Source organism: Geofilum rubicundum JCM 15548, assembly GCF_000974365.1.
Classification (GTDB): domain Bacteria; phylum Bacteroidota; class Bacteroidia; order Bacteroidales; family Marinilabiliaceae; genus Geofilum; species Geofilum rubicundum.
In genome coordinates this window covers 17,304-32,785 of sequence record NZ_BAZW01000012.1, presented here as the reverse complement: position 1 = coordinate 32,785, position 15,482 = coordinate 17,304, and the positions used below count along the sequence as shown (strand labels likewise).

Genomic DNA, 15,482 nt, shown 5'->3' with positions numbered 1-15,482 from the left:
GGTAGAAGGAAACAAAAGAAACTTTTTTAAAATACAATCGATATGGGAAGCAGAAAAATGAGAATTGGGATTTTATCAGCCGGAGGTGATTGTCCCGGAATCAATGCCGCCATCAGGGGCGTAGGAAAGACAGCCATTGTGGAATACGACATGGATGTGGTTGGTATTGTCAACGGCTTTAGCGGACTGGTGGAAAAAGAAACCATCGATTTGAATGAACAGCTCTTGTCGGGCATCCTGACTTTGGGCGGAACCATATTGGGCACATCTCGTCTGAAGCCTTTTAAGGCGGTGGACGGAGAAGACCCGCAACATAAACCGGACTTAATAAAGAAGAATTACGAGGAGTTGGGACTCGAGGCGCTGGTTTGTATTGGCGGCAACGGAACGCAAAAGACAGCCAGTCTGTTGGCCCGGGAGCTTAAACATCATTGGCGTTCCCAAAACCATCGACAATGACATCTGGGGCACCGAGGTCACTTTTGGTTTTGATACGGCGGTACACATCGCGACCGAAGCCATTGACCGTTTGCATACCACCGCCAATTCACATAAGCGGGTCATGGTCATTGAAGTCATGGGCCACCATGCCGGCTGGATTGCCTTGTATTCGGGGATAGCCGGGGGCGGTGATGTTATTCTGGTACCGGAAATTCCCTATAACCTGGATCACGTTTACGAATGCCTGATGGAGCGCAGCCGAAAGAAAAAACCCTATTCCATTGTTGTGGTCGGTGAAGGCATCGAAAAACCTTCGAAGAAATCGGCCGGGGCCTATATTGCCAAACAAATTCGTAAAAATACCGGACTGGAAACGCGGGAAACCATCCTGGGCTACATTCAACGCGGAGGCAGCCCCACGGCTACAGATCGTATTTTAGCCACCCGTTTTGGCGCTTATGCGGCGCGTCTGATACATGAAAAACAATTCGGCACCATGGTGGCCATGCGCAATGGGGTCATCAGCAGCGTGCCACTGGACGAGGTGGGCGGCAAGGTCCGTCTGATTGAGGCCGACAACAAATTGGTTGAAAAAGGCCGCTACATGGGGGTTTGTTTTGGCGATTGCAGAAAATGACAGAATTGAATTGGACCATATAAAGGAAAGAAAATGACCAAAGAGGAAATCAAAGCACTGAACAAGGAATTAGAAAATGCCTCACCAGAAGATATACTAAAAAGGGTATTGCCTGTTTTTAACCCCAAAATTGCGCTCTCCTCAAGCCTGGGAGCCGAAGATCAGGTACTGACCGATATGCTGATTAAAATCGATCCCAATGCCCGTATTTTCACACTGGATACCGGCCGGCTTTTCCGGGAGACCTATGACCTCATCGATCGTACCTCCCGCAAATATAAGAACCAAATAGAGGTGTTCTTTCCAGACCATCAAAAGATCCAGGAGATGGTTAACCGCAAAGGCATCAATCTGTTTTATGAAAGCGTTGAAAACCGAAAAGAGTGCTGTCACTGGCGTAAAATAGAACCTTTGCAAAGGGCCTTCTCCACGCTGGATGCGTGGATTTGCGGACTTCGGGCCTCGCAGGCGGTTACCCGACAAAACATTGATGTGATTGAGTGGGATGAGAACAATCAACTGGTGAAGATTAATCCTCTGGCCCAGTGGACCGAAGAACAGGTTTGGGAATACATTCATGCCCATAAAGTCCCCTATAATGTATTGCACGATAAGGGATTTCCATCCATTGGTTGCCTGCCATGCACACGTGCCATTGAGCCGGGCGAGGATGTACGTGCCGGAAGGTGGTGGTGGGAAAATCCCGACACCAAAGAATGCGGCCTGCACAAAAGATAAATCAAAACCGGCTGAACGAAGTCCATCCACTTGACAAAGCTGACCACTTGACTACAGGTGCAACCAGCCCAAATACCTGCGGTTGGCGAAGTTGACAACTTGCTTAAATGTCCTTGATAAAGTTGGCAACTTGCTTAAATGCCCTTGACAAAGTTTGGCAACTTCTTTAAATGTGCTTGGCGAAGTTTGTAACTTCGCCCTTTCACTTCACTTCTTCATAATCCACATACTCCCCATCCAAATCACCTTTTGGGGTATTTTTTTTATCGGAGGATGGTGCGTCACAAACACTTTCCCTTCGTTTTCTTTCTGTTGCTTAACGTATTCCTTATAAGCGTTCTCCTTCTCAGACGCCATCTTCCTTATTCTGTTCTTAACAAATATTGGTAAAAAAACCCTGGCCACCAGCTTGAATAAATAATAGAAGATGATGAAGAATAGAATTATTTTTAATACCATGATCCACTTTTACAATTTAATTCAACAATAATCCAGCCCCGCTAATTGTCAAAAGTCAACACATCATTACCCTTTTGAATCTGATTCACGGCCACTTTCAGCACCTCGTCTATTTCATGAAATACCGGATAAAATCCCTCATTGTCCAAAATATTTCTTGTAATGTAAGCCTTCAGTTCCACGGCTATATACTGACGCGAACGTCTAAAGTCTTTTTCATTGTAGGCGACGCCCTCTTCACGAGCAAAAGCCAACAAACCGTCGAGCAAATTCTGCTCATCCAAATGATTCTTAAGGGCATCTACGTCATCAAAACGTTGCAATTGCAAACGGTTGTCGTCACTATATCTCAGGGCATACTGATAAATAATGGCCCGGTCCCGTAGTCGGTAGTAATAGTCAGAAAAAGCCGTTGTATCCCTGGCCACAAACACATCGGGCATAATTCCACCACCACCAAACACCAAACGACCGTTTCGGGTACGAAATTCAAGCGACTCATCCAGATCAATGCTGTCCCTTTCAAAAAATTCACCATGCTCGAACCGGGCTAAAATATCCCGGTGATAGTCCTCCACCCCATTCTCATAGGGCTTTTGTATGCCTCTTCCACTGGGTGTATAGTAGCGCGCCACCGTCAGTCGGATGGCAGAGCCATCGGGCAGCGGAATCTGCTGCTGCACCAGTCCCTTGCCAAATGAGCGTCGACCCACAATTAATCCCCGGTCATTGTCCTGGATGGCCCCGGCAAAAATTTCACTGGCCGAGGCACTGAATTCATCAATCAAAACCGTCACGCCCATATCCTTGCAAGATCCCAGGCCGTTGGCCAAAGCGTCTTGTCTCGGACTTGCCTTTCCTTCTGTATAAACAATTAAATCACCCTTGTCCAGAAACTCATTGGTCATGCTAATGGCAATATCAAGGTAGCCGCCTGAATTGCCACGAAAATCGACGATCACACTTTGACAATTGTGCGCCTTGAGGCGCGCCATGGCCGTCAAAAATTCCTGATAGGTGTTGCGTCCGAAACGGCTGACCTTAATGTAGCCGATGGAATCCGTGACCATGTAAGCCACATCCACACTATAGACAGGAATCGAACCACGTGTAATTTCCACATCGATCAAATCGGGCCGGCCACGACGCATGATCCCACGTCCACCTTGGTTCCCATTTCACCCCGTAACATTCCAACCACCTTATCCGTGCCCATTTCAACCCCGGCAATAACACTGTCATTCACGGTAATTATACGGTCGCCCGGTATAATGCCTAACTTTTCAGAAGGTCCGCCGGATACCACGCTAATCACCAAAACAGTATCGTTTTGCATGCTGAATTGTACGCCAATACCCCCAAAATTTCCTTCCAGTTCCTCATTGGCAGCATCCAGATCTTCAGCGGGAATGTAAACCGTATGGGGATCCAGATTTTTTAGAATTTCCGGGATAATCCCCTCCACCAATTCTTCTTTCTCCACAGAATCCACATATTGCTCTTCAATCAGATTGAGTAAGGACTCTATCTTATTGCTCTGGGGATATATAAACATTCGGCTGCTGGATTTTCCTTCCCCGGAAGGCACCCATAGCTGTCCCAAAAAAAAGCCCCCGGATAACACAAGCGCGAATAAAATCGGTAAAATAACTTGTTTGAGGTTGTTGTTGTAACGCATATTGAAAGATTGGTTGTGCAAAAGTAAATATTCTATCTGGTGCTTTGGCTGACCTGGATGACCTCAATGCCAGCCCGGCGTAAAAGCTGAACGCCATCTTCGACCCTGTAATTGTCCAGAAATACCACGCGAATAATGCCGGCCTGAATAATCAACTTGGCACATTCAATACAGGGGGATGATGTCACATAAAGCGTCGCCCCATCAGAACTGTTATTGCTCCGGGCCACTTTTGTTATGGCATTGGCCTCAGCGTGCAGCACATAGGGCTTGGTTACATTGTTTTCATCCTCACATTGGTTCTCAAATCCGGATGGGGTGCCATTGTATCCGTCACTGATGATCATTTTGTCTTTGACCAGGAGGGCACCCACTTGCCGCCGTTTACAATAAGAATTTTCTGCCCAAACGGTGGCCATAGCCAGATAGCGTTGATCTAATAAGCGCTGCTTCTCTGTTAAAAGTTCACTTGATGATGGATCCATGGACGGATGATTTGGATAAATGATTTGGGTTTTAGCACCAGATCTACAAAAGTAACAAAGAAAGTTGGAATGAGTTGAGTAAATTTGGAAGTATCACCAAAAATTTTAAAACTTGCATTCGAATATTAAAATCAGGTAATACTAACCTTAAAATGAAAACAATGAAAAATTTAATGGTTACGGCCCTACTGACCTTCCTGGTCAGTTTTGGATCCATGGCCCAAAACAACATGTGGGTGGGTGGAACACTGAGCATCAGCAGTTCTGAAAACGGAACGGACCGGGCATCCACCACCCTTATGCCCCAATTTGGTATGCACCTGAATTCCAACTGGTCGGTAGGTGGCAGTCTCGGATTCAGCTCCTCCAGTACCGACGATGGTGTTACCGAAACAAAATACAACACCACCTCACTGGTTCCCTTTGCCAGATACTGGTTCAGCGAAGCCGGAAATGTTCGTTTCTTTGGTCAGGGAGAACTTCCCCTGCGCTTCCACGCCGGCGAAGTCAATGGCAACGACCTGGACGGATACAATTCGGTAGGCCTGGTCGCCAGACCCGGTCTGGGGGTTTCTTTGAGTGAAAGATGGGGATTAACCATGCTGATGCCTCCGGTGTTTTCCTTTGTCAATACAGACGGAAGTACCAATTTCTACTTTGGGATCAATGATGGCTACAATATTCAGGATTATCTGCTGGATACCTCCGTCGGCATTATTTATAAATTCTAGCATTTGGCATGCAGATATATAAGAAATACTTAACCCAGCCCGAATTCTCGTCTTTGGAAGATTTTCAGCAAAACTTCCAAATTAACATTCCTGATAATTTCAACTTTGCCTACGACGTAGTAGATGAATATGCCCGTCTGGAGCCGGATAAGGTGGCGCTTGTCTGGGTCAATGACCAAGGCGAAAACCATCTCTTTAGCTACCGGGATCTGAAAGAAAAATCGGATGCGACCGCCGCCTATTTTCAGTCCATCGGCCTTGAACGGGGGGATAAAATCATGCTCATACTCAAACGACGCTACGAATTTTGGTTCGCTTGTCTGGCCCTCCACAAAATTGGAGCAACGGCCATTCCCGCCACGCATTTGCTGACGGAGAAAGACATCATATACCGCTGCAATGCGGCCAGCATCAAAGGCATTATCTGCGTGGGCGAACAACAGGTGATCGATCATGTGCAAAAGGCGCAACCCGACTGCCCCACCATAGAAAAACTGGTCTCCATCGGCCCCCTGGTTCCTGACGGATGGGACCATTTTCAGGAGGAAATAACTCGGGCCCGACCATTTGTGAAGCCAGACCTTCCTTCGGAAAACGACGACCTGCTTTACCTCTATTTCACATCCGGTACAACCGGCCAGCCCAAGATGGTGGCCCACGACTATACCTATCCCCTGGCCCATATCATCACTGCCAGCTTCTGGCACAATGTGGAGGAAGACGGCCGGCACCTCACGGTGGCCGATACCGGCTGGGCCAAAGCTGTCTGGGGCAAGCTCTACGGACAGATGATGGCCGGTTGCAGCGTCTTTGTCTACGAACACCAGAAATTTACGCCGGCCCACATGCTCAGGGTCATTGCAGATTACAAGGTGACTTCTTTCTGTGCGCCGCCCACCGTATTCCGATTTTTAATACGGGAGAATCTGGCCGACTATGACCTCTCTGCCCTCAAGTATTGCACCACGGCAGGCGAGGCCTTGAACCCGAAGGTATTCGAAACCTTTCAGCAGCTCACCGGTATTCAGTTGATGGAGCTTTTGGACAGACCGAGACGGCGGTTCAACTGGCCACACTACCATGGATGACGCCAAAGCCGGGATCCATGGGCATTCCGGTGCCCCTTTATGACATCGATCTGCTGAAGCCGGACGGTACGCCTTGCGAGGACGGGGAACAGGGGCAAATCGTTATCCGGGTGGGCAAGCAGTCGCCTCAGGGCCTATTTAAGGGTTACTACCGGGATGAGGCGCGTACCCGGGAAGTCTGGCAGAATGGCATTTACTACACAGGGGATATTGCCTGGCGCGATGAGGACGGCTACTACTGGTTTGTGGGACGCGTCGATGATGTGATCAAAAGCTCCGGCTACAGAATAGGCCCTTTTGAAGTAGAAAGTGCCCTGATGACCCATCCGGCGGTGGTCGAATGTGCCGTGACCGGCGCACCGGACGAGATTCGGGGACAGGTGGTGAAGGCCACCATTGTGCTGGCGGCCGACCAGGCGCCCTCGGAAGCACTCAAACAGGAGATTCAGGACCATGTCAAAAAAATTACCGCGCCCTATAAATATCCGCGCCTCATTGATTTTGTAAAGGAGCTGCCCAAAACCATCAGCGGAAAAATACGCCGCGTAGAAATACGGGGAGAGGAAAAGAGTGACCGACCTTAGTTATGGCCATAAGTTAATTCCCCCGCGGGTATATAGATGATTTAAGGACGATAAAAATCGCTGATTTAACCGCCTTCGACAAAAATCGCTAAGAGATGGAGGATGATTGCCGTTTAGAAGCCCATACTGTTTGAGTGCAGCAAAAACATGGGGGCCATTCCTATTGTGCCTTCCCGAATAAAAAGTAAGATAAGGGTAATTTTTGTCATTGAATCTGCCCAAAAAACAACTTAACTTGATTGTTATCTGATCATTGAATCTACTGTTGACTTAAAAAACAGGTTCATGCAAAAGCAACAATCAAAGCAGCCCTTCCATTACGGGAAGGATGGTATGACCATTGGCGGGGCTCTGGATCTGGCCAGAGGAAAGCGGCGCGGCATCCTTTCGCCCGCCATCCTCAAAAAAGTGCAGGACAACCGACAGATGGTGGAGAATATTGTCCACCATAAAAAACGCGTGTATGGCATCAATACCGGCTTTGGACCGCTCTGTACCACGTTGATCGACGAGGAGGACACCAAAAAACTTCAATACAACCTGCTGATGAGCCACAGTGTGGGCGTTGGCCAACCCATCTCCAGGGAGCTGGCCAAACTCATGCTGATTCTCAAGGTCCACGCACTGGCCAAAGGCTATTCGGGCATTGCCGTGGAAACCCTCCAACGTATTATCTGGCACATCGATCGGGATGTGACTCCCTGTGTGCCGGAGCAGGGTTCGGTAGGGGCCTCGGGCGACCTGGCACCCTTGGCCCACCTGTTTCTGCCACTGATTGGTCTGGGTAAACTCTGGCAGGCCGATCAGATAAAACCGGCGGCAGAGGTCCTGCACCATATGGGCATGGCCCCGATAGAACTGGGACCCAAGGAAGGCCTGGCGCTGATCAACGGTACGCAGTTCATGGCTGCCCACGCCATAGCCATTGTGGAGCGACTGCAAAACTGTCTGGACCACGCCGATATCCTGGCGGCCCTCAATCTGGAGGCCATGATGGGCTCGGTCAAAAGTTTCGATGCAGAACTGCACGCCTTGCGTCCCCACACCGGCAGCGTCTATGTGGCAAGTCGGATGCGGAAACTCCTGAAGGACTCTGAAATCGTCGATTCGCACCGCAACTGCACCCGTGTCCAGGATCCCTATTCCCTGCGCTGCATTCCGCAGGTCCACGGGGCCTCACGCAATGCCTGGCTGCACCTGAAAGAGACCACGCTGACGGAGATCAACGCGGTCACCGACAATCCCATCATATTCTCGGAGGACAAGACCATCAGCGGGGGCCTGTTTCACGGTCAGCCCATCGCCCTGCCGCTGGATTATGCGGGACTGGCAGCGGCAGAGCTGGGAAATATCTCGGACCGGCGCATTTACCTTTCCATGACCGAAAGTGTGCCGGGCCTGCCCAAGCTGCTGATGACCCACACCGGACTCAACTCGGGATTCATGATTCTGCAATACACGACAGCCGCACTGGTCAGTGAAAACAAGAGCCTCTGCTTTCCGGCGAGTGCCGACAGCATACCAACCTCTCTGGGTCAGGAAGACCATGTGAGTATGGGTTCCATCAGCGGACGTAAATCCCTGCAGATCGTTGATAACCTCGAAAAGATCCTGGCCATTGAGCTCATCACAGCAGCCCAGGGCTTTGACTTTCGTAAGCCGCTGAAGTCGGGATTCCTCATTGAAGAGGCGCACCGACTCATCCGCAGTCATGTCTCCTTTACCGAAAACGACCGCGTCTTTGATGAAGACATCGCCTATGCCATAGAACTGGTCCGGTCCAAAGGTCTGATTCAGCATCTCAACCAGATGGCCGGCCAGGCCAATATCCACTTTGAAAACGAGCACCATGAAATATTCGGAATTTATTGACACCTATGCCCGGCACCCTGTTTACCGGGCACCTACCGGCAGTCGGCTGCATGCCAAATCGTGGCAGACCGAAGCGCCTTTGCGCATGCTGCTCAACAATTTGCATGCCGAGGTGGCGGAAGATCCGGCCAACCTGATTGTCTATGGTGGCACGGGACAGGCCGCACGTAACCCGGAGGCGGTGAAAGAAATCATCCGCCTCCTGCTGGAGATGGACGAGCACCACTCCCTGCTGGTCCAGTCGGGCAAACCCATCGGCCTCATCCGCTCCCACCCCTCAGCACCACGGGTGCTCATCGCCAACAGCAATCTGGTGCCGGCCTGGGCCAACTGGACGCATTTTGAGGAACTCAAAGCACGGGGCCTCATGATGTACGGCCAAATGACGGCCGGCAGCTGGATATACATCGGCTCGCAAGGTATTTTACAGGGCACCTGGGAGACCTTTGTTGAATGTGGCAAAAAATATTTCAATGGAGATTTGAAGCACCGGCTCATTGTCTCGGGCGGATTGGGCGGCATGGGTGGCGCTCAACCACTGGCGGCAACCATGGCCGGCGCCTGCTTTTTGGGCGTAGATGTGGATCCGGAGCGTATTCAAAAGCGCTTGCAGACGAAGTACATTGACCGCATGACGGCCGACTATGAAGAGGCCAAACGATGGGTGCTGGCGGCCTGCGAAAAAGGGGAGACGCTGTCGGTGGGACTGGTCGGGGACATCGGCGATGTGCTGGAAAGGCTGCTGCGCGACAAGCTGACACCGGATATCCTGACCGACCAGACATCGGCCCACGACCCGGTGAATGGCTATGTGCCCAACGGACTGTCGCTTCAGGAGGCTTTAGCGTTGCGAAGAAGCGACCCTGAAAAATACAAGGAACGTTCCCTTAAAAGCATGGCCCGCCACGTGGGTTTTATGTTACAACTCAAAGAACGGGGTAGTGTGACCTTCGACTATGGCAACAACCTTCGGGAATTGGCCCGGCAGGGCGGTGAAGCCCGTGCCTTTGACTACAACGGTTTTATTCCGGAGTTTATCCGTCCCCTCTTTTGTGAGGGACAGGGCCCTTTTCGCTGGGTGGCGCTTTCGGGGGATCCGGAAGACATCTATGCCACCGACCAGGCGCTGATGGAACTCTTCCGCGACAATGCCCATCTCCTGCACTGGCTGACGGAAGCGCGTAAAAAGGTAGCCTTTCAGGGACTGCCCAGCCGCATTTGCTGGCTGGGCATGGGCGATCGTGAAAAGGCCGGCCTGCTATTCAACGAGCTGGTGAAAAGCGGTCGGGTCAAAGCCCCCATCGTCATTGGGCGCGACCACCTCGACTGCGGCTCGGTGGCCTCCCCCAACCGGGAGACGGAAGCATGATGGATGGCAGTGACGCGGTGTCCGACTGGCCCCTGCTGAATCTCATGGCCAATACGGCCGGTGGAGCCACCTGGGTCTCCTTTCACCATGGCGGCGGCGTGGGCATGGGCTATTCCCAGCATGCCGGCATGGTGGTGCTGGCCGATGGCAGCGACCGGGCGGCCGAATGCCTTTCCCGGGTCCTGTACAACGACCCGGCCATGGGCATCTTCCGTCATGCGGATGCCGGTTACCCGTCGGCCCTGGAAAACCTGAAAAACTTCAACTTATAAAGGAGATGCTTACTGTAATTGTTTAATAATTGGGATAAATCTAAAACAGAGATGGATGATACTGATCGGACCATTTAAACAGCTGGTAACCATGGCCGAACTGCCCGAGAGGGGGGCCTTATCGGACCACCAGCTCCAGATCATTCCCCATGGCGGCGTGCTGGTGGCCAAAGGCCACTTTCAGGCCGTGGGCAATTTTGAGCAGCTAAAGGCGGAGGCCAATCCCTCATCCATCCAGTTTATGGACCAGGACCTGGTGGCCTTTCCGGGATTGATCGATGCCCATACGCACATCTGCTGGGCAGGCTCCCGGGCAGACGATTACGCCGCGCGCCTGTCGGGACAAAGCTATCAGGAAATCGCTGCCAGGGGTGGCGGCATCTGGAGCACCGTGACCCAAACCAGGGCAGCTCCATTGAACAACTGACAGAACTCACCAAACATCGTGCACAAAATCTGCTGAAACAAGGTATCACCACCATTGAAGTCAAAAGCGGTTATGGCTTGTCGGTAAACCACGAGCTGAAAATACTACAAGCCATCCGCCAGGCCGACACCCTATGCGTCCCACAACTGATCCCTACCTGTCTGGCCGCCCACCTGCTGCCCCGCGATTTTGAGGGTTCAGAAGCGGACTATCTCAGCCACCTGGTCCACCACCTGCTACCCAAAGTCAGGAAGTTCCATCTGGCCAACCGGGTGGATATCTTCGTGGAAGAGAATGCTTTTTCCAGCGCTGCCGCCAAAAAATATTTGCTCAAGGCCAAAGCCATGGGCTTTGACCTGATCATCCACGGCAATCAGTTTACTTCGGGCTGCGTGCAACTGGCCAACGATGTGGAGGCCCTAAGCATCGACCATTTGGAAACAATGACACCCGATGAAATACGCGCGCTGGCCAAGGGGAAAACAATACCCGTGGTGCTGCCGGGGGCGTCTATCGGACTGGGCGCACCTTTTGCACCGGCGCGCCAATTGCTGGATGCCGGCACTTCTCTGGCCATTGCCTCCGACTGGAACCCGGGATCGGCCCCCATGGGTAATCTGCTGGTGCAGGCAGCCCTGATGGGGGTGGCGGAAGGGCTGACCATGGCGGAGACCTGGGCGGCCATGACCATCAGGGCGGCGCGGGCACTGCAACTGGAGGACCGGGGCTGCATCCGGCGGGGACATCTGGCCGACCTTATGGCTTTCCCAACCTCCAACTACCAGGAGGTCTTGTACCATCAGGGACAAATGCGTCCGGAAAAAATCTGGAAAAACGGAATTTTAACCCAATAAACAAAAACCACATGGACCAAATCATAGAATGCGTACCCAACTTCAGCGAGGGCAACCAACCCGAAACGATCCGACAGATTACCGAGGTCATACAGTCCGTGAACCAGGTCCGCCTCATTGATGTGGATGCCGGTCAGGCCACCAACCGCACGGTCGTTACCTTTGTGGGACCACCTGAAGCGGTCTGCGAAGCGGCCTTTTTAGCTGTTCGGAAAGCGGCCCAACTTATTGACATGCGCAAACACCAGGGGGCCCACCCCCGCTTTGGGGCCACCGATGTGCTGCCTCTGGTGCCCGTCAAGGGCATCAGCATGGAAGAAACCGCCAGTCTGGCCCGCCAGCTGGCCCAACGCATTGGTGAAGAACTGCAGATTCCGGTCTATTGTTACGAAAACGCCGCTTTGGAAGAGAAACGGCGGAATTTGGCCGACTGCCGCTCAGGGGAATACGAAGGTCTGTCGCAAAAACTGAGCGATCCCGACTGGCAACCGGATTTTGGTCCGGCCCGCTTCGACGAAAAAGTCGCCCGCTCCGGTGCAACGGCTGTCAGTGCCCGGAACTTTTTGGTGGCCTACAACATCAATCTCAACACCACTTCTACCAGATGGGCCAATGCCATTGCGTTCGACCTCCGGGAAAAGGGCCGGGTCAAAAGAGAAGGGGGGACGCTCACAGGTAAGCCCTTGAAAAACAACCAAGGGGAGCCCCTTTTCGAGCCCGGCCTGCTGAAAGGGGTCAAAGGCATTGGCTGGTACATCGAAGAATATGGCATCGCACAATTGTCGTTCAACATCACGGATATCACCCGCACCACCATCCATCAAACATTTGAGGCGGCGTGCCAGCGGGCGGAAATCCGCGGCCTTCGGGTGACCGGCTCGCAACTGGTAGGCGTCGTACCCCTGCAAGCCATGCTGGATGCCGGGCGTTACTTTTTACACAAACAAAAACGTTCTGCCGGGGTGTCCGACGAGGCATTGATAAAAATAGCGGTTAAATCGCTCGGACTGGATGAACTGGGCCCCTTTGATCCGAAAAAGAAAATCATTGAATATTTAATCGAAGACAAAGATGCCAGGCCCTTAATCAATAGCTCTGTAAGTCAATTTGTCGAAAACACAGCCTCGGAATCTCCTGCACCCGGGGGCGGCTCGGTATCGGCCTGCATGGGGGCCATGGGAGCGGCCCTGGGCAGTATGGTGGCGAACCTGTCGGCCCACAAAAGAGGTTGGGAGGCGCAATGGGAAACCTTTGCCCAATGGGCCGAAAAGGGTAAGACCTTCCAGGATCAGTTGCTCAGGCTGGTGGACGAAGACACCAGGGCCTTCAACGCCATCCTGTCCGCCTTTCAACTGCCGAAAAGCACCGATCAGGAAAAGCAGGACCGCCGGACAGCCATTCAAAAGGCCACCCGCTACGCCATTGAAGTCCCCTTGAAAGTCATGGAACTGAGCTACCAGTCGATGGAAGTGATGAAGCCATGGCCCAAACAGGTAACCCTGGCTCCGTTTCCGATGCCGGCGTGGGCGCTATTGCAGCCAGGGCGGCGGTAAGGGGAGCCGCCCTGAATGTGCAAATAAACGCGAAAGAATATCCTGATAAAAGCTATAATGACAAGGTATTAAAAACTGTCACTGAAATCCTTTCTAAAAGTCAACAGCTGGAAGAAGACATCCTGACCCTAGTGCACCGCCAAATGCAGGGCTAAAGGCAAGTTTCTAACTGTGGGATAGCACTCTTTTGTTCCAGGAAGGTGGGTGCCCAACTGCCCCTGTGCGCAGCTTAAACCAGCATCATGCCGGGATGATCCCCCGTGATGCAGAGACCGCCCTTGGGCGTTACCACAAAGGTGTTTTCAATGCCCACCATGCCAATGCCCCTGATCCCTTTCTTGGGCTCCACGGCAAAGACCATGTTTTCTTGCAGAGGTTCATCAAATCCTTTAGCTAAAACGGGTAATTCATCGACCGTCAAGCCAATGGCGTGACCCAAAAATTTCACCTGGCGGGTACCATAGCCCATGAAATTCTCCAGGAAGTCCGGACTTAAACCGGCCATGACCGACTCGTAAATCTCGGCGGGCACTTTTCCCGGTTTTAATTGAGCGGCAATTTGATGCTGCAAATCCACACATTGCTGATGCACAGCCAAAACCTCCTCCGGCAGTTGTCCGCCATATTGGTAGACCATGGTCTTATCAGAATGGTAACCGTTGACCCCAATGCCCATATCTACAAACACCAACTCCCCCTTTTTTAATCGTCGCTCCCGACTGCCCAGTCCGGGCATGGCCGGACCCATGCCATAATTTCCGCCTGGACCATTAAAATTAGTGGGATAAAGCGAGCTCTCTCCGAAACCGATTTGTCCGACCACCAATTCGGTATCAAACATATTGAAACGGGCCACCCCTTGATGGCCCTCTTCCAACATGGCCTGGTACAAGGCACCGGCCAGTTCCAGCTCACTCATGCCCTCCCGCAAGATGGCCGGCACCCGTTCTTCCAGCACACGCTGATGAATGGCTCCGGCTTGCTCCATATAACCCAGCTCCCAGGCGCTTTTGACCGACCGGGTCATGGCTACCTGAAAATCCAGCGATTTGAATTCCGAAAAAGGAAAGTGCTTTTGAAAACGCTGGTACATGGCCAAAGGAACAAATTCCGTTTCGAGATAGACCACCCCGGGAATCTGCGGATAAGCCCCCGCTACTTCACGGTAACTATCCATCGGCTGAATAAAGGGAAAGCGCGACTCATCTCTGGATCGTCCATAACTGCGACGAACCCAGAGTTTTGCGGGTTTATCCCGCTCAATCAGCAACATGCCCTCGGGCATGCTACCGGTAAAATACAACAAATTTAATTTGCTAAAAATCACCGCCATTTCCCAATCGGGATGGCTCAAACTCATCTGCTCCTGAAACCGTTGTAAGCGTTGGTTCAATTCAGACAAAGGGACTTGATTACTCATATGTGAATCGTTTTAAACTTTAAAAGTACGCATTTAGCTGGCACTGAAAGCCTCTCTATTCGTCCTCCAGCACCAGAATTTCCACTTTTCGAAAGTCGGTAGGATGACTCTCTGCCTGGAGAGCGATGTGCCCCTGCACCAAGCGGGCGCCATGAACTTCTGAATAAAGCCGTTGATAATCGGGCCCCATCTCATCCAAAACCGGCTTTTCATATTGAAGCACCGTTTCCCCATCTATGAGGTGCTTAATAATGGAGTCGCCCCTCACTTCCACTTCTACCGTTACCCACTGGTCGCCATCAAAAGTGGCGCCCGTTGAACTGTAACAATGTTGCTCAAAATAGGCGCCATCGATCTGCACCATGGTGCCGGGCGTACAGACATTCATGTTGGAACGGGGCCCGAACCGTCACCCCCTAATAACTGCACCTCAATGCTTACCGGAAAGTCCTGATCCAGTCGCATGCTTTCGGCCGACTGGCTGTGTATCATGATGCCGTTGTTGCGATAGGCCCAATCGGCTCCCCCCTTCACCTGCTCACCCACAAAGCGGTATTCGGCGCGCACTTTATAGTGGGAATAGCTTTCCTTGGTCATCAGGTGACCGAAAATGTTATTCAGACTGTCCCATTCGTCGTAGCGGACTTTCAATAAGCCCTCTTCTACCCGGAAGGTGTTTTTGTAATTGACCCCCATGGGGGAATGGGTGAATTTGATGTCCCAGCCCTCCAGATTCTCTCCGTTAAAAAGGGGTTGCCAGTCTTCATTAACCGACTGAGGACCATTACAGCCCCATACTGTCAGAACCAAGATGCCGGCTAAAATCAGATTTTTCATAGCATTCAAAATTAGTTACTGTTGCCGAGGCTTCATC

At 51.8% G+C, this 15,482-nt stretch carries 16 protein-coding genes and 2 pseudogenes; 11 read left to right on the top strand and 7 right to left on the bottom strand.

Annotation, left to right across the window (positions count from 1 at the left end):
* Positions 1-42 precede the first annotated feature (42 nt).
* Genes JCM15548_RS26230 through JCM15548_RS08110 form a run of 3 tightly spaced genes read left to right on the top strand, consistent with a single transcriptional unit; the run spans position 43 to position 1,816 of the window.
* On the top strand, positions 43-459 hold the full coding sequence (locus JCM15548_RS26230) for a 6-phosphofructokinase (protein WP_369403686.1): 417 nt from the start codon (positions 43-45) through the stop codon (positions 457-459).
* Positions 374-1,078 carry a 6-phosphofructokinase gene (locus JCM15548_RS08115; RefSeq protein ID WP_369403685.1) on the top strand — a complete coding sequence of 235 codons (705 nt, stop codon included), beginning with the start codon at positions 374-376 and terminating at the stop codon, positions 1,076-1,078. The genes JCM15548_RS26230 and JCM15548_RS08115 overlap by 86 nt, the downstream gene beginning before the upstream one ends.
* 33 nt (positions 1,079-1,111) lie before the next feature.
* Positions 1,112-1,816 carry a phosphoadenylyl-sulfate reductase gene (locus JCM15548_RS08110; protein ID WP_062124172.1) on the top strand — a complete coding sequence of 235 codons (705 nt, stop codon included), beginning with the start codon at positions 1,112-1,114 and terminating at the stop codon, positions 1,814-1,816.
* 207 nt (positions 1,817-2,023) lie between these two features.
* Here the strand turns inward: JCM15548_RS08110 and JCM15548_RS08105 are convergent, their stop codons facing one another.
* The 4 genes from JCM15548_RS08105 to JCM15548_RS08095 all read right to left on the bottom strand — a co-directional run bounded on the left by JCM15548_RS08105 (position 2,024) and on the right by JCM15548_RS08095 (position 4,438).
* Positions 2,024-2,275 (bottom strand): hypothetical protein, encoded by a 252-nt coding sequence (locus tag JCM15548_RS08105; protein WP_062124170.1) that lies wholly within the window; start codon positions 2,273-2,275, stop codon positions 2,024-2,026.
* Positions 2,276-2,316: 41 nt separating this feature from the next.
* Complete coding sequence (locus JCM15548_RS08100) at positions 2,317-3,426, bottom strand: S41 family peptidase (RefSeq protein WP_227625593.1); 1,110 nt, start codon at positions 3,424-3,426, stop codon at positions 2,317-2,319.
* Positions 3,402-3,830 carry a S41 family peptidase gene (locus tag JCM15548_RS23410; protein ID WP_227625592.1) on the bottom strand — a complete coding sequence of 143 codons (429 nt, stop codon included), beginning with the start codon at positions 3,828-3,830 and terminating at the stop codon, positions 3,402-3,404. The genes JCM15548_RS08100 and JCM15548_RS23410 overlap by 25 nt, the downstream gene beginning before the upstream one ends.
* A gap of 155 nt (positions 3,831-3,985) precedes the next feature.
* Positions 3,986-4,438, bottom strand: a complete 453-nt coding sequence (locus JCM15548_RS08095) for a deoxycytidylate deaminase (protein ID WP_062124169.1) — start codon at positions 4,436-4,438, stop codon at positions 3,986-3,988.
* A gap of 161 nt (positions 4,439-4,599) precedes the next feature.
* On the opposite strand from JCM15548_RS08095, the gene JCM15548_RS08090 reads away from it, so the two are divergent.
* From JCM15548_RS08090 to ftcD, 8 genes and pseudogenes are all read left to right on the top strand, one after another.
* On the top strand, positions 4,600-5,169 hold the full coding sequence (locus JCM15548_RS08090) for an outer membrane beta-barrel protein (RefSeq protein ID WP_062124167.1): 570 nt from the start codon (positions 4,600-4,602) through the stop codon (positions 5,167-5,169).
* A gap of 8 nt (positions 5,170-5,177) precedes the next feature.
* Entirely contained in the window at positions 5,178-6,257 is a 1,080-nt protein-coding gene (locus JCM15548_RS08085; protein ID WP_262486952.1) for an AMP-binding protein, read from the top strand.
* Positions 6,254-6,841 carry an AMP-binding enzyme gene (locus tag JCM15548_RS25245; protein WP_369403684.1) on the top strand — a complete coding sequence of 196 codons (588 nt, stop codon included), beginning with the start codon at positions 6,254-6,256 and terminating at the stop codon, positions 6,839-6,841. Before JCM15548_RS08085 ends, JCM15548_RS25245 begins: the two co-directional genes overlap by 4 nt.
* A gap of 285 nt (positions 6,842-7,126) precedes the next feature.
* A complete protein-coding gene (gene hutH, locus JCM15548_RS08080; RefSeq protein WP_062124165.1) occupies positions 7,127-8,713 on the top strand; it encodes a histidine ammonia-lyase in 1,587 nt (528 codons plus the stop codon).
* Positions 8,691-10,354: pseudogene (gene hutU, locus JCM15548_RS08075) on the top strand (urocanate hydratase). Before hutH ends, hutU begins: the two are co-directional and overlap by 23 nt.
* A gap of 55 nt (positions 10,355-10,409) precedes the next feature.
* Complete coding sequence (locus tag JCM15548_RS23400) at positions 10,410-10,781, top strand: amidohydrolase family protein (protein ID WP_227625591.1); 372 nt, start codon at positions 10,410-10,412, stop codon at positions 10,779-10,781.
* Positions 10,736-11,635: an amidohydrolase family protein gene (locus JCM15548_RS08070; protein WP_227625599.1), complete on the top strand. Its 900-nt coding sequence runs from the start codon at positions 10,736-10,738 to the stop codon at positions 11,633-11,635. The genes JCM15548_RS23400 and JCM15548_RS08070 overlap by 46 nt, the downstream gene beginning before the upstream one ends.
* Before the next feature lie 11 nt (positions 11,636-11,646).
* Positions 11,647-13,343, top strand: a pseudogene (gene ftcD, locus JCM15548_RS08065) (glutamate formimidoyltransferase).
* A 74-nt stretch (positions 13,344-13,417) separates the two neighbouring features.
* Here ftcD and JCM15548_RS08060 read toward each other — a convergent pair.
* The 3 genes from JCM15548_RS08060 to JCM15548_RS25225 are packed head-to-tail and all read right to left on the bottom strand — an operon-like array spanning position 13,418 to position 15,445.
* The gene (locus JCM15548_RS08060) at positions 13,418-14,608 is read right to left on the bottom strand and encodes a M24 family metallopeptidase (protein WP_062124163.1); all 1,191 of its coding nucleotides are present in this window, start codon (positions 14,606-14,608) and stop codon (positions 13,418-13,420) included.
* A gap of 55 nt (positions 14,609-14,663) precedes the next feature.
* Positions 14,664-14,996 (bottom strand): 3-keto-alpha-glucoside-1,2-lyase-like domain-containing protein, encoded by a 333-nt coding sequence (locus JCM15548_RS25230; protein WP_262486947.1) that lies wholly within the window; start codon positions 14,994-14,996, stop codon positions 14,664-14,666.
* Positions 14,993-15,445, bottom strand: coding sequence for a 3-keto-disaccharide hydrolase (locus tag JCM15548_RS25225; protein WP_262486946.1), 453 nt, complete (start codon positions 15,443-15,445; stop codon positions 14,993-14,995). The genes JCM15548_RS25230 and JCM15548_RS25225 overlap by 4 nt, the downstream gene beginning before the upstream one ends.
* Positions 15,446-15,482: the final 37 nt, after the last annotated feature.